This is a genomic window from Actinomadura macrotermitis, from assembly GCF_009604375.1.
Lineage (GTDB): Bacteria > Actinomycetota > Actinomycetes > Streptosporangiales > Streptosporangiaceae > Spirillospora > Spirillospora macrotermitis.
The window spans coordinates 173,950-199,935 of sequence record NZ_WEGH01000007.1; the positions used below are offsets into that span (position 1 = coordinate 173,950).

Consider the following 25,986-nt stretch of genomic DNA (forward strand, 5'->3'; position numbering starts at 1 on the left):
GGGTGGTGGCGGCGGCAGGGGTGGACCAACGATCTACCCAGAACAAGCGGTGGCCATCAGCGGTAGCGGCGCGCCTGCGAGCGGTGTAGGGGCGGTTCCGCCCGGCACCCCCGCGGCGCCCCGGTGCTCCGCCAATGACGAGGGAGGCGCTCGGCGCCATGACGGGCGAACTCGATCACGCCGAATCCAACACGCGGCCCGCCGGACCCGACACGATCGCCGTCATCGGCATGTCGTGCCGGCTCCCGCAGGCGCCGGACCCGGCAGCCTTCTGGCGGCTGCTGCGGGCCGGCACGAGCGCGATCACGGAGGTCCCCGCCGACCGCTGGGACCCGGGCTCGTTCGCCTCGCCCGCCGACCGGGCCGCGACCCGGTACGGCGGATTCCTCGACCGGGTCGACGGATTCGACCCCGCCTTCTTCGGGATCTCGCCGCGCGAGGCCGCGCTGATGGACCCGCAGCAGCGGCTGGTCGCCGAGCTGAGCTGGGAGGCGCTGGAGGACGCCGGCATAGTGCCGGGAACCCTGGCCGGCAGCCGCACCGGCGTCTTCCTGGGCGCGATCTCCAGCGACTACGCGACGCTGCTGCACCGGGGCGGCCCCGACGCCGTCACCCAGCACACCCTGGCCGGAACCCACCGGGGCATCATCGCCAACCGGGTCTCCTACCAGCTCGGCCTGCACGGGCCCAGCATGACCGTGGACGCCGCCCAGGCCTCCTCCCTGGTCGCGGTGCACCTGGCCTGCCAGAGCCTGCGGTCCGGCGACGCCGCGCTCGCCATCGCGGGCGGCGTCAGCCTGAACATCGTCCCGGAGAGCGCCCTGAACGTCGCCCGGTTCGGCGGGCTGTCCCCGGACGGCCGCTGCTACACCTTCGACGCGCGCGCCAACGGCTACGTCCGCGGCGAGGGCGGCGTCGTCCTCGTGCTGAAGCCGCTGGCCCGGGCCGTCGCGGACGGCGACGAGGTGCACGGGCTGATCCTCGGCAGCGCCGTCAACAACGACGGCGGGACCGACGGGCTGACCGTGCCGAGCGCCGCCGCCCAGGCCGAGGTGATCCGGCTGGCCTGCGAGCGCGCCGAGGTGCCGGCCGGCGCGCTGCAGTACGTCGAGCTGCACGGCACCGGCACCCCGGTCGGCGACCCGATCGAGGCCGACGGCCTCGGCCGGATCCTCCGCGACGCCCCCGCCCCGGTGCCGGTCGGCTCGGCCAAGACGAACGTCGGCCATCTGGAGGGCGCCTCCGGCATCGTCGGGCTGCTGAAGACGCTGCTCGCCGTCCGGCACCGCGAGCTGCCCGCCAGCCTCAACTTCGCCACCCCGAACCCGCGGATCGACCTGGACGCCCTGAACCTGCGGGTGCAGCGGGAGCTCGGCCCCTGGCCGCGGCCCGCCGTTCCGCTGGTCGCCGGGGTCAGCTCCTTCGGCATGGGCGGCACGAACTGCCACGTCGTGGTCGCCGAGCCGCCCGCCGGGACCGCAGCCGAGCGGCCCGCGGGGGAGACCGGGGTGCCGGTGCTGCCGTGGATCCTGTCCGGCCGCAGCGAGAGCGCGCTGCGGGCGCAGGCCGAACGGCTGGCCGCGCACCTCGCGGAGCGGCAAGAACTCGCCGCCGAGGACGTCGGCTGGACGCTCGCGACGTCCAGGACCGCGTTCGAGCACCGCGCGGTGGTGCTCGGCGCCGACCGTCCCGCCCTGCTCGCGGGGCTGGCCGCCGTCGCCCGGCGCGCCGACGCGCCCGGCGTGGTGCGGGGCGTAGCCGACGAGCCGGGCCGCACCGTGCTGGTCTTCCCGGGCCAGGGCTCGCAGTGGGACGCGATGGCCCGCGAACTGCTGGCGACCTCGCCGGTCTTCCGCGAGCGCATGGCGGAATGCGACGCCGCGCTGGCCCCGCACACGGGCTGGTCGCTGCTGGAGGTGCTCGGCGGGCCGCTGCCGCCGCGGGTGGACGTCGTCCAGCCCGCCCTGTTCGCCGTCATGGTCGGCCTCGCCCGGCTGTGGGAGTCGCTCGGCGTGCGGCCGGACGCCGTTGTCGGCCACTCCCAGGGGGAGATCGCCGCGGCCTGTGTCGCGGGGGCCCTCAGCCTGGAGGACGCCGCCCTGGTGGTCGCGCTGCGCAGCCGGGCCCTGGTCGAGGTGGCCGGGGCCGGGGCGATGGCCTCGGTGCCGCTGCCCGCCGCCGACGTGGCCGACCTGATCGCCCCCTACGCCGGGCTGGTCGGCGTCGCCGCCGTCAACGGCCCCGCCCTCACCGTCGTGTCGGGCGCCCAGGACGCCGTAGCCGAGCTGGTGGAGCGCTGCCAGGCGGACGGGGTGCGGGCCCGCCGGATCGCCGTGGACTACGCCTCCCATTCGCCGGAGGTCGAGCCGATCCGCGAGCGCCTGCTGGCCGACCTGGCCGGCATCGAACCTCGGACGCCCCGGATCGCCTTCTACTCGACGGTCACCGGCGGGCTTCTCGGCGACGAGCCGCTCGACGCCCGGTACTGGTACACGAACCTGAGAAGCCCCGTGCTGTTCGAGCAGGCCGTGCGCGCCCTGGCCGCCGACGGGCACACCGCCTTCGTCGAGAGCAGCCCGCACCCGGTGCTGACGCTGGGCGTCCAGGAGACGGTGCCGGAGGCGTTCGCCGCCGGGACGCTGCGCCGCGACGAGGCCGCCTGGCCGCCGCTGCTCGGCGTGCTCGCCGAACTCCACGTGCGCGGGATCCCCGTTGCCTGGCCGGCCGTGTTCGAGGGGCGGGCGCCGCGCCGGGCCGCGCTGCCCACCTACGCCTTCCAGCGCACGCGCTTCTGGCCGTCGGGGGAGGACGGCGAATGGGCCGGCCTGCCCGCTCTGGAGGCGACCGCCGAGGCCGCCGTGCCCGAGCCGGCGGAGAGCCTGACCGTCGCCGGGCTGCCGCCGGCCGAGCGGAGGCGCGCTCTGCTCGAAGTGGTCCGCACCCAGACCGCGATCGTGCTCGGCCATGTCACCGCCGACGCGGTCGGCACCGGCCGCACCTTCAAGGACCTCGGCCTCGACTCGACGATGGCCGTCGCGCTCCGCGACCGGCTGAGCGCGGCGACCGGCCTGGAACTCCCGACCGGGATCACCTTCGACCATCCGACCCCCGCGGCGCTGTCCCGGCATCTGCACGACCGGCTGACCGGCGCGGACCCCGAGCCCGCTGCGCCCGTCCCGGCGGCCGCCGGAGACGACGGCGATCCGATCGTGATCGTCGGCATGGCCTGCCGCTACCCGGGCGGCGTGCGCTCACCCGAGGACCTGTGGCGGCTGGTCGCCGGCGGGGTGGACGCCATCGGCGAGCTGCCCGGCGACCGCGGCTGGGATCTCGACGCCCTCTACGATCCCGACTCCGAGCGGCCCGGCACCTCCTACAGCAGGCACGGCGGGTTCCTCTACGACGCGACGGGCTTCGACGCCGACTTCTTCGGCATCTCCCCGCGCGAGGCCCTCGCGATGGAGCCGCAGCAGCGGGTCCTGCTGGAGCTGGCCTGGGAGACCTTCGAACGGGCCGGCATCGACCCCGGCTCGCTGCGCGGCAGCCGCACCGGCGTCTACGCCGGGATGTTCGGCCAGGAGTACGCCTCGCTGAACCGGCCCGCCCGGGACGGCACCGAGGGCTACCTGCTGACCGGCAACACCCCGAGCGTCGCGTCCGGCCGGATCTCCTACGCCTTCGGTTTCGAGGGACCGGCCATCACCACCGACACCGCCTGCTCGTCTTCGCTGGTCTCGGTGCACCTGGCGAGCCAGGCGCTGCGTTCCGGTGAGTGCTCGCTCGCCCTCGCCGGCGGCGTCACCGTTATGGCGGCGCCCGGCCTGTTCGTGGAGTTCAGCCGCCAGCGCGGCCTGTCGGCGGACGGCCGCTGCAAGGCCTTCGGCGCGGACGCCGACGGCACCGGCTGGAGCGAGGGCGCCGGGCTGGTGCTGCTGGAACGCCTGTCGGACGCGCGCCGCAACGGCCACCGGGTGCTCGCCGTCCTGCGGGGGAGCGCCGTCAACCAGGACGGCGCCAGCAACGGGCTGACCGCGCCCAGCGGTGCCGCCCAGGAGCGGGTGATCCGCCAGGCGCTCGCCGGCGCCGGTCTGTCGGCCGCCGAGGTGGACGCGGTGGAGGGCCACGGCACCGGGACCCGGCTCGGCGATCCGATCGAGGCGCAGGCGCTGATGGCGGCCTACGGCAGGGACCGGGCCGGGGAGCCGCTGTGGCTCGGTTCGCTGAAGTCGAACGTCGGGCACTCGCAGGCCGCGGCCGGTGTCGGCGGCATGATCAAGATGGTCGAGGCGATCCGGCACGGCATCCTGCCGCGGACCCTGCACGCCGACGAGCCGTCGCCGCACGTGGACTGGTCGGCGGGCAACGTCCGGCTGCTGACCGAGGAGCGGGAGTGGCCGGAGACCGGGCGTCCGCGCCGGGCCGGGGTGTCGTCGTTCGGGATCAGCGGCACCAACGCCCATGTCATCGTCGAGCAGGCGCCGCAGGAGCGGCCGGAACCGGAGGCCGAGAACGTCGGCGGGCCGGTGCCGTGGGTGGTGTCGGGGTCGACGGAGGCCGCCGTCCGCGCCCAGGCCGCGCGGCTGAAGGCGTTCGTGGAGGAGCGTCCGGAGCTGTCCGTCCGGGACGTCGGGTTCGCGCTGGGGACGACCCGCGCCGCCCTCGAACGGCGTGCGGTGGTGGTCGGCGAGGACCGCGAGGAGCTGCTGGCCGGCCTGGCCGGCCTGGCGGACGGGACCGCGTCCGGGGCTGTTCGGGGAACGCCCGACGGCGGCCGACTGGCCTTCCTGTTCACCGGTCAGGGGGCGCAGCGTCCGGGCATGGGCCGGGAGTTGCACGCCGCCCACCCGGTCTTCGCCGCGGCGCTGGACGAGGTCTGCGCGCGGATCGACGTGCAGCTGGCCGGGCACGCCCAGCGTGCCCTGCGCGAGGTGGTGTTCGCGGACGGCGATCCGCTCCTGGACCAGACCCTCTACGCCCAGACGTCGCTGTTCGCGCTTGAGGTGGCCTTGTACCGGTTGTACGAGTCGTGGGGTCTGTCCCCCGATCTGCTGCTGGGGCATTCGGTGGGGGAGCTGGCCGCCGCGCATGTCGCCGGGGTCCTGGATCTGGACGACGCGTGTGCGCTGGTCGCGGCGCGGGCTCGGCTGATGCAGGAGCTGCCGGCCGGGGGCGCGATGGTCGCGCTGCCCGTCGGCGAGGACGAGGCGGAGGAGGCTCTGGTCGGCCTGAAGGACCGGGTCGCGATCGCGGCGGTGAACGGCCCCCGCTCAGTGGTGGTCTCCGGTGATGAGGAGGCGGTGCTGGCCGTGGCGTCGGGGTTCGCGAAGTCGCGGCGGCTGACCGTCAGCCATGCTTTCCACTCCCCGCATATGGACGGCGCGTTGGAGGCGTTCTTCGACGTCGCCCGTATGCTGACCTACCGTGCGCCGGCCGTTCCGATCGTCTCGAACCTGAGCGGCGCTCTCGCGGGCGAGGAGATCACGACTCCCGAGTACTGGGTCCGGCATATCCGCGAGGCCGTGCGCTTCCACGACGGCCTGCGGACCCTGCGCGCCGAGGGCGCCACGGCCTTCCTGGAACTCGGCCCCGACCCCGTCCTGTCGACCCTCGCGCAGAACGCCCTCGACGATCTGCCCGGCGCGGTCTTCGGCGCGGCCCTGCGCACCGGACGTCCCGAAGCCGCGTCCGCGCTGACGGCGCTGGGCACGGCCTTCACCGCGGGAGCCGAGATCCGGTGGGAGGTGGTGCTCCCCGGCGCGCGCCCGGTCGACCTGCCCACCTACGCCTTCCAGCACGAACGGTTCTGGCTGGCCTCGCCCGCCGTGGCCGGCGCCGCCGCCGGACTCGGCCTGGACCCCGCCGAGCACCCGCTGCTGGGCACCGCCACCGAACTGCCCGACGGCGGCTTCCTGCTCACCGGGCGGCTGTCGGCGCGGATCGAACAGTGGCTCGCCGACCACACCATCGTCGGCGCCACCCTGCTGCCGGCCGCCGCCTTCATCGAGATCGCGCTGCACACCGCCGCCGCGACCGGCTGCGCCCAGGTCGCCGAGGCCACGCTGCACGCTCCGCTCGTCCTGCCGGCACGGCAGGCCGTCCAGCTGCAGGTGGCGGTCACCGCCCCCGACGCCGTCGGCCGCCGCGACTTCACCGTCCACGCCCGCTCCGGCGCCGAAACGCCCTGGACCCGGCACGCCACCGGCGTCCTGGCCGCCGACGCCCCCGCCGAGCCCGCCGCGCTCACCGGCGCGTGGCCGCCCGCCGGCGCGGACCCGGTCGACACCGCCGGCCTGTACGAACGGCTCGCTGCCCGCGGCTACGCCTACGGACCCGCCTTCCAGGGCCTGGAAGCGGTCTGGCGGCGCGGAGCCGACCTGTACGCCGAGGTCGCGCTGCCCGATTCGGTGCCGTCCGCCGAACCCTACGGCCTCCACCCGGCCCTGCTCGACGCCGCCCTGCAGACCCTGCTGGCCGCCGACGGCGACACCGGCCGGCTCCTGCTGCCGTTCTCCTGGACCGGGGTGCGGCTGAGCGCGGCCGGCGCCGACCGGATCCGTGTCCGCCTCACCAGGACCGGCGCCGACACCGTCGCGCTGGCCCTCGCCGGCCCCGACGGCGCCGTCCTCGCCTCGGCCGAGTCCCTCGTCTTCCTGCCCACCACCGCCGAACGCCTCGCCGCCGACACCGCCCCCACCGGGGACACCCTCTTCCACCTCGCCTGGCGGACCGTCCCGACCGGCGCGCCCGGCGCGGCCCGCACCGCGGCGCTCGGAACGACCGGGCACCCCGCGGCCGACGAGACCCACCCCGACCTCGCCGCGCTGGCCGCGGCCGGCGCCCCCGACCTCGTGCTCGTGCCCTGCCCGCCGGCCGGCGCTTCGGACACGGCCGCCGGACGGGCGGCGGAGGCGGCCCGGTGGGCCCTCGGCCTGGTGCAGGACTGGCTGGCCGACGACCGCTTCGGCGCATCGCGGCTGGTCCTCCTGACCCGGGGCGCCGTCGCCGCGGGCCCGGACACCGAGCCCGCCGACCCGGCCACCGCCACCGTATGGGGGCTCGTGCGGTCGGCGCAGACCGAGAACCCCGACCGGTTCGTCCTGCTGGACCTCGACGACACCCCGGAATCGGCCGCCGCGGTCGGCGGCGCGCTCGCCACCGGGGAACCGCAGCTCGCGCTGCGCGCCGGGACCTGCCACGTGCCGCGCCTGGCGCGGGTCGGCGCCGCAGAGACGGCCCTGCCCCGCCTCGCCCCGGAGGGCACGGTGCTGGTCACCGGGGCCACCGGCGCGCTCGGCGCGCTGTGCGCCCGGCACCTGGTCGAGGAGGGCGGCGCCCGCCGGCTGCTGCTGGTCAGCAGGCGCGGGGCCGCCGCGCCCGGCGCGTCCGGGCTGGAGGCCGAGCTGACCGCGCTCGGCGCGGAGGTCGCCTTCGCCGCCTGCGACGTCTCCGACCGGGCCGCCCTGGCCGGGCTGCTCGCCGGCCTTCCGGCCGAGCACCCGCTGACCGCGGTCGTGCACGCCGCCGGAGTGCTGGACGACGGGATCGTCGGCTCCCTCACCCCCGAACGGCTCGCGGCCGTCCTGGACGCCAAGGCCACCGCGGCCTGGCACCTGCACGAGCTGACCCGGGAACTGGACCTGTCGGCCTTCGTGCTGTTCTCCTCGGTGGCCGGGGTGGTCGGCACGGCGGGCCAGGCCAACTACGCGGCCGCGAACGCCTTCCTCGACGCGCTCGCCGAGCACCGCCATGCCCTGGGGCTCCCGGCCACCTCCATCGCCTGGGGCCCGTGGGACCGGACCGGCATGACCAGCGAGCTGTCCGGCGCCGACCAGGCGCGGTGGCGGCGGGCCGGGCTCGCCCCGCTGCCCGCCGAACAGGGGCTCGCCCTGCTGGAGCAGGCGCAGGCGGCCGGTCTGCCGGCGCTGGTCGCGGCCCGGCTCGACCTCGCGGCCCTGCGCGCCGCCGGCGCCGCGCCCGCCGTCCTGCGCGACCTGGTGCGGCTGCCGCTGCGCAAGGCCGCCGCCGCGGCGCGGACCGCGCTTCCGCTGGCCCGGCAGCTCGCCGGGGAGCCGGAGAAGGAGCAGCTCGAACGGGTGCGGCGGCTGGTGCTGGCCACCACCGCGGCGGTCCTCGGACGCCCCTCCGCCGACGGCCTGGAACCCCGGCGCGCCTTCAAGGCCCTCGGCTTCGACTCCCTCACCGCGGTCGAGCTGCGCAACCAGCTGAACGCCGCGACGGGCCTGATCCTCTCCACGACCGTCGTGTTCGACCACCCGGATCCCGCCGCGCTCGCCGCGCACATCCGCGCCGAACTCCTCGGCCGTCCCGAGGCCGCGGCGGCCGCGCCCGCCCCGGTGCCCGCGGCCGGTGCCGACGACCCGATCGCGATCATCGCGATGGCCTGCCGGTACCCCGGGGACGTCCGCGCCCCCGAGGACCTGTGGCGCCTGGTCGCCGAGGGCACCGACGCGGTGTCGGCGTTCCCCGGCGACCGCGGCTGGGACCTGGAGGGCCTGTACGACCCCGACCCCGACCGGCCCGGCAAGTCCTACACCCGGCACGGCGGCTTCCTGCACGACGCCGCCGAGTTCGACCCGGCGTTCTTCGGGATCTCGCCGCGCGAGGCGCTCGCGATCGATCCGCAGCAGCGGCTCCTGCTGGAGACCGCGTGGGAGGCCTTCGAACGGGCCGGGATCGTGCCGTCCGAGCTGCGCGGCACCAGCACGGGAGTCTTCACCGGCATCATGTACGACGACTACGGCGCCCGGCTGCGTCCGTCCGCCCCCGACGGGTTCGAAGGGTATGTGGGCAGCGGGAGCATGCCGAGCGTCGCTTCAGGTCGCGTCGCTTACACCTACGGCCTCGAAGGCCCGGCGATCACCGTCGACACCGCGTGCTCGTCGTCCCTGGTGGCCCTGCATTTGGCGAGCCAGGCGCTGCGTTCCGGCGAATGCTCCCTCGCCCTGGCGGGCGGGGTGACCGTCATGGCGACCCCGTCGACGTTCGTGGAGTTCAGCCGCCAGCGCGGCCTGTCGGCGGACGGCCGCTGCAAGGCGTTCTCCGCCGCCGCCGACGGCACCGGCTGGAGCGAGGGCGCCGGGATGCTGCTGCTGGAACGCCTGTCGGACGCCCGGCGCAACGGCCACCCCGTGGTCGCGGTGATCCGGGGGAGCGCCGTCAACCAGGACGGCGCCAGCAACGGGCTGACCGCGCCGAACGGCCTCGCCCAGGAGCGGGTGATCCGCCAGGCGCTCACCAACGCGGGCCTGTCGGCCGCCGACGTGGACGCCGTCGAGGCGCACGGCACCGGCACCAGGCTCGGCGACCCGATCGAGGCGCAGGCGCTGATGGCCGCCTACGGCCGCGACCGGGCCGGGGGGCCGCTGTGGCTCGGCTCGCTGAAGTCGAACATCGGCCACTCGCAGGCCGCCGCGGGCGTCGGCGGCGTCATCAAGATGGTGCAGGCGATCCGGCACGGCATCCTGCCGCGGACCCTGCACATCGACGAGCCGTCGCCGCACGTGGACTGGTCGGCGGGGAGCGTCCGGCTGCTGACCGAGGAGCAGCGCTGGCCGGAGACCGGGCGTCCGCGCCGCGCCGCGGTGTCGTCGTTCGGGATCAGCGGCACCAACGCCCACGTGATCATCGAGCAGGTGCCCGGCGCGGAGCCGGCTCCGGAGCCCGCTCCCGAGCCGGCCGGCCTCCCGGTCGTCTGGCCGCTGTCGGCGAAGACCCGCGAGGCGCTGCGCGGCCAGGCCGCCCGGCTGGCGTCGGTGTCGGGCGAGCGGCCCGCCGACATCGCCTACTCCCTGGCCACGACCCGCTCTGTCTTCGACCACCGGGCCGTCGTGATCGGCGAGGCGGGCGCCGACCTGCGTCTCGGCGCCGGGGAACTGGCTCGGGGCGAGGCGACGCCGCGCGTCGTCGAGGGCGCCGCGGGCGGCGGCCGCCTGGTCTACCTGTTCACCGGTCAGGGGGCGCAGCGTCCGGGCATGGGCCGGGAGCTGCACGCCGCCCACCCGGTCTTCGCCGCGGCGCTGGACGAGGTGTGCGCGCTCGTGGACGCCCGCCTGGCCGGGCATGTGGAGCATCCGCTGCGCGAGGTCATGTTCGGCGCGGACGACGCCCTGCTGAACCGGACCGTGTACGCCCAGACGTCGCTGTTCGCGCTTGAGGTGGCCTTGTACCGGTTGTACGAGTCGTGGGGTCTGTCCCCTGATCTGCTGCTGGGGCATTCGGTGGGGGAGCTGGCCGCCGCGCATGTGGCGGGCGTGCTCGACCTCGAGGACGCGTGTGCGCTGGTCGCGGCGCGGGCCCGGCTGATGCAGGAGCTGCCGGCCAGGGGCGCGATGGTCGCGCTGCCGGCGGCGGAGGATGAGGTCCGCGCCGCCATGGCGGGTCTTGCGGACCGGGTCGCGGTCGCGGCGGTGAACGGCCCCCGCTCGGTGGTGGTCTCCGGTGATGAGGAGGCGGTGCTGGGGGTGGCGTCGGGGTTTGCGAAGTCGCGGCGGCTGACCGTCAGTCATGCTTTCCATTCCCCGCATATGGACGGCGCGTTGGAGGCGTTCTTCGACGTCGCGCGTATGCTGACCTATCGTGCGCCGGTCGTTCCGATCGTCTCGAACCTGACCGGCGCTCTGGCGGGTGAGGAGATCACGACTCCGGAGTACTGGGTCCGGCATATCCGCGAGGCCGTGCGCTTCCACGACGGCATCGAGACCACGCGGGCCCTCGGCGCCACCACCTATCTGGAATTGGGCCCCGGCCCCGTCCTCACCACCCTGGCCAAGAACGCCCTCGCCGACCGGCCCGACGTGGTGTTCGGCACCTCGATGCGGCCGGGACGCCCCGAAGCGGCCTGCGTCGCGGCCGCCCTCGGCGCCGCCTACATCGGCGGCGCCGACCCCGACTGGAACGCCGTCTACCCCGGCGCCCGCACCGTCGCGCTGCCGACCTACGCCTTCCAGCGGGAACGCTACTGGCTGGAGGCGGCCTCGGCGACCGGCGACGCCGCCGGACTGGGCCTCGAACCGGCCGACCACCCGCTCCTGGCCACGAGCACCGAACTGCCCGACGGCGGCTTCCTCTTCACCGGCCGCCTGTCGATGCGGTCCTTCCCGTGGCTCGCCGACCACGCCATCGCTGGCGCGACCGTCCTCCCCGCGACGGTCTTCGTCGAACTGGCCCTCCACGCCGCCGCCGCGACCGGCTGCGACCAGATCGACGAGATGGTCCTGCAGGCCCCGATCGTCCTGACCGCGCAGACCGACATCCTCCACCAGGTCGTCGTCGGCCCGCCCGACCCCCGCAACGCCCGCTCCATCCTCATCCGCTCCCGCACCGAAGACGTCCGCCTCTGGACCGACCACGCGACCGGCTCCCTAGGCCACACCCCCATACCCACCCCGGCCTGACCCCCCGTCAGACAAGGCAGCCCCGCACCTGCTCGCGACGGCCTCGGCGGCGAGGGGAGCAGTGATCCGCTCGACCTCGCCGCCGAGGCTGAGGAGGTGGGCGGCCGGGTCCGGCTGCCAGTCCTCGCCGTATCCCTCGTTCGCGGTTGGCAGCTCCATCAGGTCGACGCCAAGGGCGGTCAAGGCCGCTCACAGGTCGGCGAGTCGGAGTGTCGGGGTGCCGCTGTAGCGAAGACGTGAAGTGGCGGGCCAGGGCTACAGGCCCTCGGCGCGGCCGATGATCTCCTTCATGATCTCGTTGGAGCCGGCCCAGATGCGGGTGACGCGGGCGTCCATCCAGGCGCGGGCGACGCGGTACTCGCGCATGTAGCCGTAGCCGCCGAACAGCTGGACGCAGCCGTCGATGATCTGGTTCTGCGCGTCGGAGGTCCACCACTTGGCCTTGGCCGCGTCGACCGCGTCCAGTTCGCCGGCCACGTGGGCGGCCAGGCACTGGTCGACGAAGGCCTGCGCCACGTCCAGCTTGGTGGTGAGCTCGGCGACCAGGAACTTGTTGTGCTGGAAGGCGCCGATCGGCCGCCCGAACGCCTGCCGCTCCTTGACGTAGGCGACGGTCTCCTCCAGGACGCCGCGGGCGTGGGCGACGTTGGCGATCGCGCACGACAGGCGTTCCTGGGGGAGGCGCTCCATCATGTGGATGAAGCCGCGGTCCAGCTCGCCGATGACGTGGGAGTCGGGGACGCGGACGTTGTCGAAGAACAGCTCGGAGGTGTCGGCCTCGGGCTGGCCGACCTTGTCCAGCTTGGTGCCGCGGGTGAAGCCCGGCATGCCGGCCTCGACGCCGAACAGGGTGATGCCCTTGGCGCCGCGCTCGGGGGAGGTCTTGGCCGCGACGATGATCAGGTCGGCGTGGCCGCCGTTGGTGATGAAGGTCTTGCCGCCGTTGATCACCCAGGCGTCGCCGTCGCGGACCGCGGTGGTCTTCAGCGCGGCCAGGTCCGAGCCGCCCGACGGCTCGGTCATCCCGATCGCGGTGATCAGCTCGCCGGTGCAGAAGCCCGGCAGCCACCTCTTCCTGGCCTCGTCGGTGGCCAGTTCCAGCAGGTAGGGCGCGCAGATGTCCACGTGGATGCTGACGATGGAGTTGTAGGCCGCCGCGACCCGGGCCAGCTCCTCGCCGATGACGGCGTTGAAGCGGAAGTCGCCGGCGTCCTGGCCGCCGTACTCCTCGGGCACCTGCATGCCGAGCAGGCCCTGCCGGCCGGCCTCCAGCCAGACCTCGCGCCTGAGCATCCGCTCATTACGGATGTCCTCGTCCAAGGGCAGCAGGGTGCGCTCGACGAAGGCCCGCACGGACTCGCGGAACAGTTCGTGGTCGGCGTCGTAGACGGTGCGGCGCATGTGCTTCCTCCTGGTCCGGCGTGGCTCGCCGGACAGTGTACTGAGCGATCGCTTAGAGTCGGCGGGTGACCTCCGACGAAGCGATGTGGGCCGGTGTCGTCCCCGACGCCTCCCGGCGCCTGCTGATCGCCGCCGTGGACTCGTTCGCCGAGCTCGGCTACCACGGCACCTCGACGCGGCAGATCGCGGCGGGGGCCGGGATGAGCGCCGGGGCCCTGTACGTCCACTACCGGACCAAGGCCGATCTGCTGTACCGGATCGCGGAGCTCGTCCATGAATCGGTGCTGGCCGCGCTGCGCGACGCGCTCGCGGACGTGCACGGGCCCACGGCGCGCGTGCGGGCCCTGATGTACGCCTTCGCCTGCTGGCACGCCCGCCACCACCGGGCCGCCCGCGTCATCCAGAACGAGCTCGGCGCGCTGGAGGCCGGGCCGGCGCGGACGATCGCCGGGATGCGCCGCCGGGTGCGGGCGGTGCTGCACGAGGAGATCCAGGCGGGCGTCGCCGCCGGGGTGTTCGACGTCGCCGACGTGGCGGGCACGGGCCGCGCGCTGGCCTCGCTCGCCATCGACGTGTGCCGCTGGTACCGGCCCGAGGGCGCGGCCTCGCCGGAGGAGATCGGCGCCCTGTACGCGCACCTGGCGGTCCGGATGCTGCGGCCCGGCCGGGACGGCTAGCTCAGTCCCACCAGAACGACCAGCTGGTGCGGCCGCGGATCTCCTCGGCGTACCCGGCGAGGGTGCCGGGCCCCTGGAACAGGATGTCGGGGCAGAACGCCCAGTGCTCGGCGGCGACCTGCAGGGCGTGCCGGGTGGTGACCGGCGGCCCGGCCACGCTGAGCTCCAGGGTGTTGAAGCCGAGGCCGACGACGCGGGCGCCGAACCGCTCCTCCCAGCCGCGCAGCACCGCCGACAGCGGCGCGGTCCACTCGTTGTGGTTCAGCGCGCCCTGCCAGCCGACGGCGGCGAGGACGTCGGCGCTGCGCTCCACCGCGACGAGCCCGAGCGACATGCCGCGCCCGGCGAGCGCGCGGGCGTGCCGGTCGGCGACCACGCCGGGGTCCTCCAGCGCCATGCCGCGCGGCGCCGGGCCGGGGCACTGCAGCCCGAACGGCGCCAGGTCCTCGGCGTCCTCGTCGGCGACCTGCTCGGCCCAGTCGCTCCACACCTCGGACATGAACGCGATGGGCGCGTAGTTGCCGATCTCGGAGACCGGCTCGGGGGCGACCTGCCCGGCGGCCCAGGGCTGGTCGGACTCGTCGAGCAGCAGCGGCCAGAGGCCCGAGCGCTCGTGCTCGGCCCGCAGCCGCGCCCACAGCTCGCCCGGGACCGGGTCGTCGCTCACCCAGAACGCCGGGCGCAGGGTCAGCTGGCGCTGCGGATAGCCCGGATCCGGCCAGACGACGTCACCCGCGGGCAGCGGCACCGACAGCGTCCGCGGGACGGAGGCGTCGGCGAACAGCTGCGGCAGGTTGCCCGGCAGGTGCTGCCGGAGATCCAGGTCATCCATTTCACGCCGTTCCGGTACAGAGCATGCCAACAGGATCTTGGCACTCCGGGAATGTTAACGGCGTCCGGTGCGCCATGGGGACGGGCCGCCAGGATCCGGTCGAACCGGCAGGTCCGCCGCACCGGTTCCGGCCAGGTGACGGACATGATCACGATCTGGTAGCGACCGGCCGCACCGGCGGGGGCCGGCCGGGCGGCACGCGGCGGAGGGCGGCGGTGCCCGGCCGCCCCGGTTCCTTGAGGATCACGGGAGAACGCGCTCCTCCGGGGGCTTTTCCGGCTACCTGGGAAGGGTTTTCTGGTCTAGCCTGGCCCCAATCAAGGCGGCCTGGCTTAAGGAACGGCGAAATGAACAGAACCGAGTTGATCGAGGCCGTCGCGGCGCGCGCGGGAAGCGACCACGCGGCGGCGCGCCGCCATGTGGACGCGGTGTTCGAGGCCATCATGGAGAACGTGGCCGCGGGCGAGCGCGTGCTGGTGACCGGATTCGGCACCTTCGACCGCCAGTCCCGCCCGGCCCGCACCGCGCGCAACCCGCGCACCGGGCTGCCGATCGAGGTCCCGGCGGCCGAGGTCCCGCGCTTCCGCATCGGGCAGACCTTCAAGAACCGGGTCGCGCAGCAGAACGGCGCGGCCGCGGAAGAGGAGGCGCCGGAGGCGCCCGCGGAAATCGCCGGGTCGCCCGCCAAGCCCAAGAAGGGCAAGAAGAAGGCGGAGGCGAAGAAGCCCGAGAAGAAGTCCGAGAAGAAGGCGGCCAAGCCCGCGAAGGCAGTGGTTGAGAAGGCCGTGGAGAAGCCGGTCAAGAAGGCCGCCAAGGGCAAGGCGAAGAAGCCCGCCAAGAAGTAGGGGCGGGCCGCGGGCATAACACCGGGGGCATAGCCTGCGCGCCGAACGGTATTCGCCCGCCCCGGCGCGTCGGGCCAGGCTGCGGTCATGGACGTGGACGACTGGCCGGGCAGGGACCTGTCCGATGAGGAACTGGACGTCGCCTACAACGTGCTGGATCTCGCCGACCCCGCGACGGACGTCAGCCGCGCTCTGCTGGATCTGATCCGCTCCCTGTGACCAGCGCGCTGATCTCGGCGGCCTCGCGGCGCAGGTGCTGCAGCATCAGCCGGGCCGACGGGGTCAGCGCGCGCTGGTCGGGCAGGGTGACGCCGACCTGCCGGCGGACCGGTTCCAGCGCGACCGGCAGCGGCGCGATCGCGGCGTCGGTGCGGGCCACCAGCTCGGGCAGCGCGGCGATCATGTCGGTGTCGCAGACCAGCGAGCGGATGGTGAGGATCGAGGTGCACTCGACCAGGTCGGCCGGCAGCCCGAGGCCCGCCGACCGGAACAGCTGCTCCAGCTCGTGCCGCAGCGCGGTCTGCTCCAGCGGCAGCACCCACGGGTAGTCCATCAGGTCGGCCAGGGTGAGGCCGGCGCGCTCGCGCGCGGGGTGGCCGCGGCGCGCCACCAGCCGGACCGGTTCGCTGTACAGGGTGATCTGGCGCAGCCCGCGCACGTCCCCGATCGGGTTCAGCCGGCCGAGGATCAGGTCGATCTCGCCGTCCAGCAGCCGGGGCACCTGGGCGTCGAAGGCGGCCTCCTGGACGACCACGGTGATGCCGGGCCGGTCCCGCTTCAGCGCGGCGATCGCGCGCGGCAGCAGCACGTTCGAGCCGGCCAGCAGGGTGCCGATGGTGACGGTGCCGACCGCGGCGTCGGCCAGGCCGGTGATCCGCTCGCCGGCCCGGCGCAGCTCGGCCAGCACGGCGCGGGCGTGCTCGACGAACGCCTCGCCGAACAGCGTCGGCGTCATCCCGCGCGGCCCGCGGCTGAACAGCTCCACGCCGAGGATCTGCTCGACCTCGCGCAGGCTGCGCGTCACCGCGGGCTGGGCGAGGCGCAGGTGCTCGGCGGCGCGCAGCACGCTGCCCTGGTCGGCGACGGCGACCACCAGCACCAGGTGCCGCAGCTTCAGCCGTCCGTTCAGCAGGTCGATGGCGCGCATGCCGATTTACTATCACAAGCTGGTCATAGCTTGCGATGTACTCGGTATTAGACAGGCATAGCTGCCGGGCGGATGATGTGCCTGTCGGAGAACGTCGAGAAGGGATCGCAGATGGGGCGGAGAGTGCTCGCGCACTACGTGGCCGGGACGTTCCGGCCGGGCGGGGACACCTTCCCCCTGATCGACCCCGCGGACGGTTCGGTGGCGGGCCGGGTCCCCGAGGCCACCCGCGAGATCGTCGACGAGGCCGTCCGGGCTGCGCGCGGCGCCCTGGACGCCGGCTGGGGCGCCACCGGCGCCGAGGAGCGCGCGGCCCTGCTGCGCCGGATCGCCGACGGCATCCAGGCCCGGTTCGAGGAGTTCGTCGACGCCGAGGTCGCCGACACCGGCAAGCCCCGCGAGCTCGCCGCGACCGTGGACATCCCGCGCGCCGTCGGCAACTTCCGCGCCTACGCCGACCTGCTGTACGCCCGCCCCGAGCGCGCCTACACCACGCGGATCCCCGGCTGGAGCGCCGGCACCGGGCAGGCGCTGAACTACACCGTGCGCCGCCCGCTCGGCGTCGTGGCGATCATCTCGCCGTGGAACCTGCCGCTGCTGCTGCTCACCTGGAAGGTCGCCCCGGCGCTGGCGAGCGGCAACGCCGTGGTCGCCAAGCCCTCGGAGGAGACCCCCTCCACCGCGACGCTGCTCGCCGAGGTGATCCACGAGGCGGGGCTGCCCGCCGGCGCCTTCAACCTCGTGCACGGCCACGGCGCGGACGCCGCCGGCGCGTTCCTCACCGGCCACCCCGGCGTGGACGCGATCGCCTTCACCGGCGAGTCGGCCACGGGCGCGGCCATCATGCGGAGCGCCGCCGAGCACGTCACCCCCGTCTCGTTCGAGCTCGGCGGCAAGAACCCCGCGCTGGTGTTCGCCGACGCCGACTTCGAGGCCGCCGTGGACGGCACGGTCCGCTCCTCCTTCACCCACTCCGGCCAGATCTGCCTGTGCACCGAGCGGGTCTACGTGGAGCGCCCGATCTTCGAGGAGTTCGTCGCCGCGGTCGGCGAGCGGGCCCGCAAGCTCGACGGCTACGGGCCGATGATCTCGGCGGAGCACCGCGACAAGGTCCTGTCGTACTACCGCCTCGCGGTGGAGGAGGGCGCGACGGTCGTGGCGGGCGGCGGCGTCCCGGTCTTCGGCGACGACCGCGACTCCGGCTTCCACGTCGAGCCGACCGTCATCACCGGCCTGCCGCCCACCGCGCGCACCGTCCGCGAGGAGGTCTTCGGGCCGATCTGCCACATCGCGCCGTTCGACACCGAGGACGAGGCGGTCCGGCTCGCCAACGACAGCCCCTACGGACTCGCCGCGACCGTGTGGACGCGCGACCTGTCGCGCGCGCACCGGGTCGCGCCGAAGATCGAGACGGGCATCGTCTGGGTGAACTGCTGGAACCTGCGCGACCTGCGCACCCCCTTCGGCGGCGTCAAGGCCTCCGGGATCGGCCGGGAGGGCGGGGAGTACTCCCTGGACTTCTTCTCCGAGCCCGTCAACGTGTGCATCCAGATCTGAGAGCGGTGACGTGACACAGACAGCGATTTCGACCATCGACCAGGCCGCGGACCGGCTGCTGGAGGCGCACGCCTCCGGTGTGCCGTGCGCGCCCGTCCGGGACCTGATCGGCTCGGCGGAGGAGGCCTACGCCGTCCAGGAGCGGCTCACCCGCGGCTGGATCGGCGCGGGCCGCCGGCTGGTCGGCCGCAAGATCGGCCTGACGTCGGCCGCGGTGCAAAAGCAGCTCGGCGTGGACAGCCCCGACTTCGGCATGCTGTTCGCCGACATGGCCGTCCCCGACGGCGCCGAGATCCCGGCCGGGGCCGTCATGCAGGCCAAGGCCGAGGCCGAGGTCGCCCTCGTGCTGGAGCACGACCTGACGCACGAGCGGCACACCGTCGCCGACCTGATCCGCGCCACCGCGTTCGCGCTGCCCGCGATCGAGGTCGTCGGCAGCCGCATCCGCGACTGGGACATCACCCTCGCCGACACCGTCGCCGACAACGCCTCCTGCGGCATGTACGTGCTCGGCAACCGGCCCGTCCCGCTCGCCGGGGTGGACCTGCGCCTGTGCGGCATGGTCCTGGAGCGGCGCGGCGAGCAGGTGTCCACCGGCACCGGCGCGGCCTGCCTCGGGCACCCGCTGAACGCCGCGCTCTGGCTCGCCGACACCCTCGCCCGCGTCGGCCGCCCGCTGCGCGCCGGCGACACCGTCCTCACCGGCGCGCTCGGCCCGATGGTCGCCGCCGCGCCCGGCGACGTCCTGGAGGCCCGCATCGACGGCCTCGGCGACGTGCGCGTCGCGTTCGCCCAGGAGGAGAAGTGAGCATCGACGTCAAGGCGGCCGCCGCCACCCTGGACCGCGCGGCCCGCGACATCACGGCGATCCCGCGGCTCACCGACGCCGAGCCGTTCGACGTCGCCGCCGCCTACAAGATCCAGCGCGCCGGGATCCGGCTGCGCACGGCGCGCGGCGAGCACATCGCCGGCGTCAAGATGGGCTTCACCAGCCGCGCCAAGATGGTCCAGATGGGCGTCGACGACCTCATCTGGGGCCTGCTCACCGACGCCATGCTGATCGAGTCGGCCGTGGACACGAGCGGGCTCATTCACCCGCGCATCGAGCCGGAGATCGCGTTCCTGATCGGCCGCGAGGTCCGCTCGGTCGCGGGCGTGGAGGCCGCGGTGGACGGCGTCGCGGTCGGCTACGAGGTGCTCGACTCGCGCTACCAGGACTTCAAGTTCACCCTGCCCGACGTGATCGCCGACAACGCCTCGGCGTCGGGCTTCGGCGTCGGCTCCTGGCACGCCCCGCGCGACATCGCCAACGTCGGCCTGCTCATGGAGATCGACGGCCGGACCGTCGCGACCGGCTCGTCGGCGGCCATCCTCGGCGACCCCTACCGGTCGCTGCGCGCCGCCGCCCGCCTCGCCCTGGAGGCCGGGATCGCGCTGGAGCCGGGCATGGTCGTCCTCGCCGGTGCCGCCACCGCCGCGATCCCGCTGCCCGCCGGCGCGCACGTCCGCGTCACCGGTGCCGGCCTCGGCAGCGTGGAGGTGACGACGAAGTGAATGACGCAATCCTCGTGGCGGGCAAGGCCAAGCCGCGGGGCAGGTTCCCGCACGTGAAGCGGGCCGGGGACCTCGTCTTCGTCTCCGGCACCAGCTCCCGCCGCCCCGACGGCACCTTCGCCGGCGCGAGCGCCGACCCGATGGGCGTCACCGACCTCGACATCCGCGAGCAGACCCGCGCGGTCATCGAGAACATCGCCGACCTGCTGCGCGCCGCCGGCGGAGACCTGTCCGACGTCGTCAACGTGACCGCCTACCTGGTCAGCATGAACGACTTCGGCGGCTACAACGAGGTGTACGGCACCTACTTCGACGAGACCGGGCCGGCCCGCACCACGGTCGCGGTCCACCAGCTCCCGCACCCGCACCTGCTCGTCGAGATCTCCTGTGTGGCCCACATCCCTGTGAAGGAGGCCGGTTCATGACCCTGCCGAAGATGGTGTTCGGCCAGCCGTTCAACTTCGAGCGCTGGATCGACGAGCACCGCGACCTGCTGAAGCCGCCGGTCGGCAACGTCCAGGTGTTCCAGGACGCCAACCTGATCGTCATGGTCGTCGGCGGCCCGAACAAGCGGACCGACTTCCACGACGACCCGACCGAGGAGTTCTTCTACCAGCTGAAGGGCAACATGGTCCTGCGGGTGATGGAGGAGGAGGGCAAGCCCCCGGTCGACGTGCAGATCAACGAGGGCGACGTCTTCCTGCTGCCGCCGCACGTCCGGCACTCCCCGCAGCGGCCCGAGGAGGGCTCGATCGGCCTGGTCGTCGAGGTGGCGCGGCCCGAGGGGCTGACCGAGGCGTTCGAGTGGTACTGCATGGAGTGCGACCACCTGGTGCACCGCGCGGAGCTGCAGGTCCGCTCGATCGTGGACGACCTGCCGCCGGTCTTCCAGGCGTTCTACGACAGCGAGGACGACCGCCGCTGCGGCAACTGCGGCGCGGTCCACCCGGGCAAGCAGTGGCCCGACGACAAGATCCCGACCACGTCGCCCCGCGCCTGACCCGCGTCCCCTGCCCATCCCGGTCCCCGTGCGCCGCCGTGCGCGCGCGGGAGCCTGCCCGTGAACGGAGGCCCCAGTGGCTGTCATCGACGTCCACGCCCACGTCTTCCCCCACCTCACCCGCGCCGAGGGCCGCGTCCTCACCGGTACCGGGGAGCCGTGGCTGCGCGTCCACGGCGACGGCACCGGGATGATGATGAGCGGCGACCAGGAGTACCGGCCGGTGCACGCCGGCCTCTGGGAGCCCGAGCGGCGCGTCGCCGACATGGACGCCGCCGGCGTCGACGTCCAGGCCGTCTCCTCGACGCCGCTGATGTTCGGCTACGACGCCGAGCCCGCGCGCGCCGCCGACTGGTGCGACCTGGTCAACGACCGCATCATGGCCTACTGCGCCGGAGCACCGGACCGGCTGCTGCCGCTGGCCCAGGTGCCGCTGCAGGACACCGCGCTGGCCTGCCAGGTCGCCACCCGCGCCGCCGCCGCCGGGCACCGCGGCGTGCACATCGGCAACCACGTCGGCGAGCGCAACCTGGACGACCCGCAGATCGTGGAGTTCCTGCGGCACTGCGCCACGATCGGCCTGCCGGTGCTGGCCCACCCGTGGGACATGATGGCGACCGAGCGGATGCGCGGGCACATGCTGCCGTGGCTGGTCGGCATGCCCGCCGAGACGCAGCTCAGCATCCTCGGGCTGCTGCTGTCGGGTGCGTTCGAGCGGCTCCCCGAGTCGCTGCGCCTGTGCTTCTGCCACGGCGGCGGCAGCTTCGCGTTCCTGCTCGGCCGCGCCGACAACGCCTGGCACAACCGCGACATCGTCCGCGCCGACTCCTCGCGCCCGCCTTCGGAGTACACCGACCGCTTCTATGTCGACTCGGCGGTGTTCGACCCGCGCGCGCTCCGGCTGCTGGTCGAAGTGATGGGCGTCGAGCGGGTCATGCTCGGCACCGACTACCCCTTCCCCCTGGGGGAGCAGATCCCCGGTTCGACCATCCGGGCATGTGACTTCCTGGACGAGGCCGGCCAGGCGCGGCTGCTCGGCGGCAACGCTGAGGCGTTCTTCGCCCCCGCACCTGCCCCCGTCGCCGGGAGCGTCCCATGAGCGCCCTCGCCCTGGACGCGGGCGCGCAGACCAAGGCCGCCACCCGGGCCGGCCTGCTGCGCGGCAGCCGCGAGGACGGCGTCACCGTCTTCCGGGGCGTCGCCTACGCGGCCCCCGCCCGCCGGTTCGCCCTGCCCGCGCCGCCCGTCCCGTGGCGCGGCGTGCGGGAGGCGCGGGCGTTCGGGCCGCCCGCCGCCCAGCGCCCCGGCCGGATGTCCTGGGTGCCCGGCCTGGAGATCGACCCGGAGGCGGGCCGCGAGAACAGCCTGACCCTCAACGTCTGGACGCCCGGCCCCGGAGACCGCCCGGTGCTGGTCTTCCTGCACGGCGGGGCGTTCGTGTCCGGCTCCGGGGCGCAGCCGATGTACCGCGGCGACGTCCTGGCCCGCGAGCACGGCCTGGTCGTGGTGACGGTGAACTACCGGCTCGGCCTCCTCGGCTTCGCCTGCAACGACCACATCCCCGCCAACCTCGGGCTGCGCGACCAGGTCGCGGCGCTGGAGTGGGTGCGCGCGAACATCGCGGCCTTCGGCGGGGACCCGGACCGGGTCACCCTGGCCGGCCACTCGGCCGGCGGCACCAGCGTCCTCGCCCTGATGGCGGCGCCCGCCGCGCGCGGCCTGTTCGCGCGGGCCGCGCTGATGAGCGCCCTGCCCTACGGGTTCGCCTCGACCGAGCGGGCCCGCGCGATCACCGGCGCGTTCCTGCGGTCCCTCGGCCGGGCGCTGCCGCGTTCGGCGCGGCTGCGCTCGGTGCTCGGCGCCGAGGAGGCCGCGGTCGCGGCCCGGCCGCCGGTCGAGGGCGTGCTGCCCGTCGCGCCGGTCGTGGACGGGGAGTTCCTGCCGCGCCACCCGATGGACGCCGTCCGCGCGGGCGCCGCGGCGCGGGTGCCGCTGCTGGTCACCACCGCTGAGGAGGAGATGCGGCTGTTCGCCGCCCTCGATCCCGACGGCCTCTCGCGCGCCGGGGTGCGCACCGAGGTGGTGTTCGACCGGCCCGCCGCCGAGCTCGCCCGCTGGCACCGCGCGCACGGCGCGCCGGTCCGCCGGGTCCGCTTCGGCCACCGCTCGCCGCTCGCCCGCGCCGGCGTCACGCTCGGCGCCGCCCACCTGGTGGACGTGCCGCTCCAGCTGGGCACCTACCAGGACGAGCGGATCTCCCGGCTCACCGGCCCCGGCGCCGCCGCGCTCGGCCGGGACGCCACGGCGGCGTTCGCCGCCTTCTGCCAAGGCTCGGACAACGAAGGAAAGGAGGGACGGCCATGCCGGACGCGCAGCGCGTCGCGATCATCGGATCGGGCAACATCGGCACCGACCTGATGATCAAGGTGATCCGCACCTCGAGGTCCCTGGAGCCGGCCGTCATGGCCGGCATCGACCCTGACTCCGACGGCCTCGCCCGGGCCCGCCGGCTCGGCGTCGCCACCACCCACGAAGGCGTCGAGGGCCTGGTCGCCATGCCCGGGTTCGCCGACGTGAAGGTGGTGCTGGACGCCACCTCCGCCAAGGCGCACCTGCACAACGCCGAGGTGCTCGCGCCCTACGGCAAGCGGATCGTCGACCTCACCCCGGCCGCGATCGGCCCCTACGTGGTGCCCGCGGTCAACCTGGACGAGCACCTGGACGCCGGCAACGTGAACATGGTGACGTGCGGCGGCCAGGCCACCGTGCCGATCGTCGCCGCGGTGTCGCGGGTGACGCCGGTCCGCTACGCCGAGATCGTCGCGTCCATCGCCTCGAAGTCGGCCGGGCCCGGCACCCGCGCCAACATCGACGAGTTCACCGAGACCACCTCCCGCGCGCTGGAGAAGGTCGGCGGCGCCGCCCGCGGCAAGGCCATCATCGTGCTGAACCCGGCCGAGCCGCCGCTGATCATGCGCGACACCGTGTACTGCGTGATCGGCGAGCACGACCCCGCGCAGGTCACCGCCTCCATCGAGAAGATGATCGGCGACGTGGCCGCCTACGTGCCCGGCTACCGGCTGAAGCAGCAGGTGCAGATCCGCCCGATCGGCGCCGGCGACCCGCTGGCCGGCCTCGCGGGAGGCGGCGGCCACCTGGTGTCGGTGTTCCTGGAGGTGGAGGGCGCCGCGCACTACCTGCCCGCCTACGCGGGGAACCTGGACATCATGACCTCGGCGGCGCTGCGGGTCGCGGAAAGGCTGGCCGACCGATGACCCACGAGCTGTACGTCCAGGACGTCACCCTGCGGGACGGCATGCACGCCATCCGCCACCAGTACTCGGTGGAGCAGGTTCAGCGGATCGCCGCCGCGCTCGACGCGGCCGGTGTCGACGCGATCGAGGTCGCGCACGGCGACGGCCTCGCGGGCTCCAGCGTCAACTACGGCGCGGGCGCCCACCTCGACGAGGAGTGGATCGCCGCCGCCGCAGAGGTGATGGAGCGCGCCGTCCTCACCACCCTGCTGCTGCCCGGCATCGGCACCATCGCCGAGCTGAAGCGCGCCTACGAGCTCGGCGTCCGCTCGGTGCGGGTCGCCACCCACTGCACCGAGGCCGACATCTCGGCCCAGCACATCGCGACCGCCCGCGAGCTCGGCATGGACGTCGCCGGATTCCTGATGATGTCGCACATGGCGCCCGCCGAGGAGCTGGCCCGCCAGGCCAAGCTGATGGAGTCCTACGGCGCGCAGTGCGTGTACGTCACCGACTCCGGCGGCCGGCTGACCATGGACGGCGTCCGCGACCGCGTCCGCGCCTACCGCGACGTGCTCGACCCCGCCACCGAGATCGGCATCCACGCCCACCACAACCTCGGCCTCGGCGTCGCCAACTCCGTCGTCGCCGTCGAGAACGGCGTGCGGCGGGTGGACGCCTCCCTCGCCGGGATGGGCGCGGGCGCCGGCAACTGCCCGCTGGAGGCGTTCGTCGCCGTCGCCGACCTCATGGGGTGGAAGCACGGCTGCGACGTCTTCGCGCTCATGGACGCCGCCGACGACATCGTCCGGCCGCTGCAGGACCGCCCCGTCCAGGTGGACCGCGAGACCCTCACCCTCGGCTACGCCGGGGTGTACTCCAGCTTCCTGCGGCACGCCGAGGACGCCGCCCGCCGCTACGGGCTCGACACCCGCGACATCCTCGTCGAGGTCGGCCGCCGCGGCATGGTCGGCGGCCAGGAGGACATGATCGTGGACATCGCGCTGGACCTGGCCGAAGGAAAGAGCACGTGAACAACGAAGACAACGCCCGGCGCCTCGACGAGATCGACCCGCTGCCCACCCTGCGCGGCGAGTTCCTCATCCCGCCCGCGCCGGGAGGCCCCTACGAGGAGGCGGCCTACTTCGCCGGGAACTCCCTCGGCCTGCAGCCGCGCGCGACCGCGCGGTACCTGACCGAGGAGCTGGCGGACTGGGCCCGGTTCGGCGTGGAGGGCCACACCGAGGGCCGCCGCCCCTGGGTGGACTACCACGAGCTGCTGCGCGAGCCCGCCGCCCGGCTGGTCGGCGCGCTGCCGCACGAGGTCGTCGCGATGAACACCCTGACGGTGAACCTGCACCTGATGATGGCCAGCTTCTACCGCCCGGCGGGGGAGCGCACCAAGATCGTCATCGAGGACAGCGCGTTCCCCTCCGACTCCTACGCGGTGGCGAGCCAGGCCGTCCACCACGGCCTGGACCCGGCCGAGACCGTCGTGCGGCTGCGGCCCCGCGACGGCGAGGAGCACCTGCGCACCTCCGACATCGAGGCGTTCCTGGCCCGCGAGGGCCACACCGTCGCGCTGCTCATGCTCGGCGGCGTCAACTACCTCACCGGCCAGCTGATGGACATGCAGGCCATCACCAAGGCCGGGCACGTCGCGGGCGCCGTCGTCGGCTGGGACCTGGCGCACGCCGCCGGCAACGTCCCGCTGCGGCTGCACGACTGGGACGTCGACTTCGCCGCCTGGTGCACCTACAAGTACCTCAACGCCGGGCCCGGCGCCGTCGCGGGCTGCTTCGTGCACGAGCGGCACGTCCGCGACGCCTCGGTGCCCAAGCTGTCGGGCTGGTGGGGCACCGACCCGGCCATCCGGTTCCGGATGGCGCCCGACATCACCCCGCCGGCCTCGGCCGACGCCTGGCAGCTGTCCAACCCGCCCATCCTGGCGCTGGCGCCGGTGCTGGCCTCCTACGAGATCTTCGACCGGGTCGGCATGGAGGCGCTGCGCGCCAAGAGCCGGCGGCTCACCGGCTACCTGGCCGCCCGGCTGGTCCCGGTCCGCGGCGTCGAGCTGATCACCCCGGAGAGCGAGGCCGACCGCGGCAGCCAGCTGTCGCTGCGCGTCCCGGACACGCGCGGGCTGGTCCAGCGGCTCGCCGCCGAGCACGGCGTGATCGCCGACGCCCGCGAGCCGGACGTGATCCGGCTCGCCCCGGTGCCGCTGTACTGCACCTTCCACGACTGCCACCGCGTCGCCGAGGCCCTCACCGTCCTCACCGCCCAGCAGGACTGAGCGGCGCCC

Annotated in this window: 17 protein-coding genes; 14 read left to right on the forward strand and 3 right to left on the reverse strand. The window is 74.4% G+C overall.

Annotated elements, in window-relative coordinates; genetic code table 11:
- Positions 1-134: 134 nt before the first annotated feature.
- Complete coding sequence (locus ACRB68_RS39160; RefSeq protein WP_153541946.1) at positions 135-11,414, forward strand: type I polyketide synthase; 11,280 nt, start codon at positions 135-137, stop codon at positions 11,412-11,414.
- Between the two features lie 255 nt (positions 11,415-11,669).
- Here ACRB68_RS39160 and ACRB68_RS39165 read toward each other — a convergent pair whose 3' ends face one another.
- Positions 11,670-12,815: an acyl-CoA dehydrogenase family protein gene (locus tag ACRB68_RS39165; RefSeq protein WP_153541948.1), complete on the reverse strand. Its 1,146-nt coding sequence runs from the start codon at positions 12,813-12,815 to the stop codon at positions 11,670-11,672.
- Positions 12,816-12,880: 65 nt separating this feature from the next.
- Here ACRB68_RS39165 and ACRB68_RS39170 point away from each other — a divergent pair, with 65 nt between their 5' ends.
- The gene (locus ACRB68_RS39170; protein WP_328595323.1) at positions 12,881-13,492 is read left to right on the forward strand and encodes a TetR family transcriptional regulator; all 612 of its coding nucleotides are present in this window, start codon (positions 12,881-12,883) and stop codon (positions 13,490-13,492) included.
- A 1-nt stretch (position 13,493) separates the two neighbouring features.
- Here the strand turns inward: ACRB68_RS39170 and ACRB68_RS39175 are convergent, their stop codons facing one another.
- Positions 13,494-14,324 carry a DUF4253 domain-containing protein gene (locus ACRB68_RS39175; RefSeq protein WP_153541950.1) on the reverse strand — a complete coding sequence of 277 codons (831 nt, stop codon included), beginning with the start codon at positions 14,322-14,324 and terminating at the stop codon, positions 13,494-13,496.
- A 347-nt stretch (positions 14,325-14,671) separates the two neighbouring features.
- On the opposite strand from ACRB68_RS39175, the gene ACRB68_RS42755 reads away from it, so the two are divergent.
- Together ACRB68_RS42755 and ACRB68_RS42315 are read left to right on the forward strand one after the other, a co-directional pair.
- Positions 14,672-15,169 carry an HU family DNA-binding protein gene (locus tag ACRB68_RS42755; protein ID WP_194293621.1) on the forward strand — a complete coding sequence of 166 codons (498 nt, stop codon included), beginning with the start codon at positions 14,672-14,674 and terminating at the stop codon, positions 15,167-15,169.
- Between the two features lie 87 nt (positions 15,170-15,256).
- Positions 15,257-15,388: a hypothetical protein gene (locus ACRB68_RS42315; protein WP_268890566.1), complete on the forward strand. Its 132-nt coding sequence runs from the start codon at positions 15,257-15,259 to the stop codon at positions 15,386-15,388.
- On the opposite strand, the gene ACRB68_RS39185 is transcribed toward ACRB68_RS42315, so the two are convergent.
- Positions 15,351-16,316, reverse strand: a complete 966-nt coding sequence (locus ACRB68_RS39185; RefSeq protein WP_153541954.1) for a LysR family transcriptional regulator — start codon at positions 16,314-16,316, stop codon at positions 15,351-15,353. The genes ACRB68_RS42315 and ACRB68_RS39185 overlap by 38 nt on opposite strands.
- Positions 16,317-16,427: 111 nt before the next feature.
- Here ACRB68_RS39185 and ACRB68_RS39190 point away from each other — a divergent pair, with 111 nt between their 5' ends.
- From ACRB68_RS39190 to kynU, 10 genes are all read left to right on the forward strand, one after another.
- Complete coding sequence (locus ACRB68_RS39190; protein ID WP_207709995.1) at positions 16,428-17,873, forward strand: 2-hydroxymuconic semialdehyde dehydrogenase; 1,446 nt, start codon at positions 16,428-16,430, stop codon at positions 17,871-17,873.
- A gap of 10 nt (positions 17,874-17,883) precedes the next feature.
- Positions 17,884-18,681 (forward strand): 2-keto-4-pentenoate hydratase, encoded by a 798-nt coding sequence (locus tag ACRB68_RS39195; RefSeq protein WP_328595324.1) that lies wholly within the window; start codon positions 17,884-17,886, stop codon positions 18,679-18,681.
- Complete coding sequence (locus ACRB68_RS39200) at positions 18,678-19,427, forward strand: 2-keto-4-pentenoate hydratase (protein ID WP_328595325.1); 750 nt, start codon at positions 18,678-18,680, stop codon at positions 19,425-19,427. The genes ACRB68_RS39195 and ACRB68_RS39200 overlap by 4 nt, the downstream gene beginning before the upstream one ends.
- Entirely contained in the window at positions 19,424-19,852 is a 429-nt protein-coding gene (locus tag ACRB68_RS39205) for a RidA family protein (RefSeq protein WP_328595326.1), read from the forward strand. Before ACRB68_RS39200 ends, ACRB68_RS39205 begins: the two co-directional genes overlap by 4 nt.
- Positions 19,849-20,427, forward strand: a complete 579-nt coding sequence (locus ACRB68_RS39210; protein WP_153541956.1) for a 3-hydroxyanthranilate 3,4-dioxygenase — start codon at positions 19,849-19,851, stop codon at positions 20,425-20,427. Before ACRB68_RS39205 ends, ACRB68_RS39210 begins: the two co-directional genes overlap by 4 nt.
- 76 nt (positions 20,428-20,503) lie before the next feature.
- Entirely contained in the window at positions 20,504-21,526 is a 1,023-nt protein-coding gene (locus tag ACRB68_RS39215) for an amidohydrolase family protein (protein ID WP_328595327.1), read from the forward strand.
- The gene (locus tag ACRB68_RS39220) at positions 21,523-22,845 is read left to right on the forward strand and encodes a carboxylesterase/lipase family protein (RefSeq protein ID WP_153541958.1); all 1,323 of its coding nucleotides are present in this window, start codon (positions 21,523-21,525) and stop codon (positions 22,843-22,845) included. The genes ACRB68_RS39215 and ACRB68_RS39220 overlap by 4 nt, the downstream gene beginning before the upstream one ends.
- Positions 22,788-23,702 carry an acetaldehyde dehydrogenase (acetylating) gene (locus ACRB68_RS39225; protein ID WP_153541960.1) on the forward strand — a complete coding sequence of 305 codons (915 nt, stop codon included), beginning with the start codon at positions 22,788-22,790 and terminating at the stop codon, positions 23,700-23,702. Before ACRB68_RS39220 ends, ACRB68_RS39225 begins: the two co-directional genes overlap by 58 nt.
- Positions 23,699-24,715 (forward strand): 4-hydroxy-2-oxovalerate aldolase, encoded by a 1,017-nt coding sequence (gene dmpG, locus ACRB68_RS39230; protein WP_153541962.1) that lies wholly within the window; start codon positions 23,699-23,701, stop codon positions 24,713-24,715. The genes ACRB68_RS39225 and dmpG overlap by 4 nt, the downstream gene beginning before the upstream one ends.
- Positions 24,712-25,977, forward strand: coding sequence for a kynureninase (gene kynU / locus ACRB68_RS39235; RefSeq protein ID WP_328595328.1), 1,266 nt, complete (start codon positions 24,712-24,714; stop codon positions 25,975-25,977). Before dmpG ends, kynU begins: the two co-directional genes overlap by 4 nt.
- The last annotated feature ends 9 nt before the right edge of the window (positions 25,978-25,986 follow it).

Bases quoted from the DNA above. Each gene is read 5' to 3' on its own strand.
- ACRB68_RS39225 (WP_153541960.1), top strand. From the start codon at position 22,788: ATGCCGGACGCGCAGCGCGTCGCGATCATCGGATCGGGCAACATCGGC.
- ACRB68_RS39175 (WP_153541950.1), bottom strand. From the start codon at position 14,324: ATGGATGACCTGGATCTCCGGCAGCACCTGCCGGGCAACCTGCCGCAG.
- dmpG (WP_153541962.1), top strand. From the start codon at position 23,699: ATGACCCACGAGCTGTACGTCCAGGACGTCACCCTGCGGGACGGCATG.
- ACRB68_RS39185 (WP_153541954.1), bottom strand. From the start codon at position 16,316: ATGCGCGCCATCGACCTGCTGAACGGACGGCTGAAGCTGCGGCACCTG.
- ACRB68_RS39220 (WP_153541958.1), top strand. From the start codon at position 21,523: ATGAGCGCCCTCGCCCTGGACGCGGGCGCGCAGACCAAGGCCGCCACC.
- ACRB68_RS42315 (WP_268890566.1), top strand. From the start codon at position 15,257: ATGGACGTGGACGACTGGCCGGGCAGGGACCTGTCCGATGAGGAACTG.
- ACRB68_RS42755 (WP_194293621.1), top strand. From the start codon at position 14,672: ATGAACAGAACCGAGTTGATCGAGGCCGTCGCGGCGCGCGCGGGAAGC.
- ACRB68_RS39160 (WP_153541946.1), top strand. From the start codon at position 135: ATGACGAGGGAGGCGCTCGGCGCCATGACGGGCGAACTCGATCACGCC.
- ACRB68_RS39165 (WP_153541948.1), bottom strand. From the start codon at position 12,815: ATGCGCCGCACCGTCTACGACGCCGACCACGAACTGTTCCGCGAGTCC.
- ACRB68_RS39210 (WP_153541956.1), top strand. From the start codon at position 19,849: ATGACCCTGCCGAAGATGGTGTTCGGCCAGCCGTTCAACTTCGAGCGC.
- ACRB68_RS39190 (WP_207709995.1), top strand. From the start codon at position 16,428: ATGGGGCGGAGAGTGCTCGCGCACTACGTGGCCGGGACGTTCCGGCCG.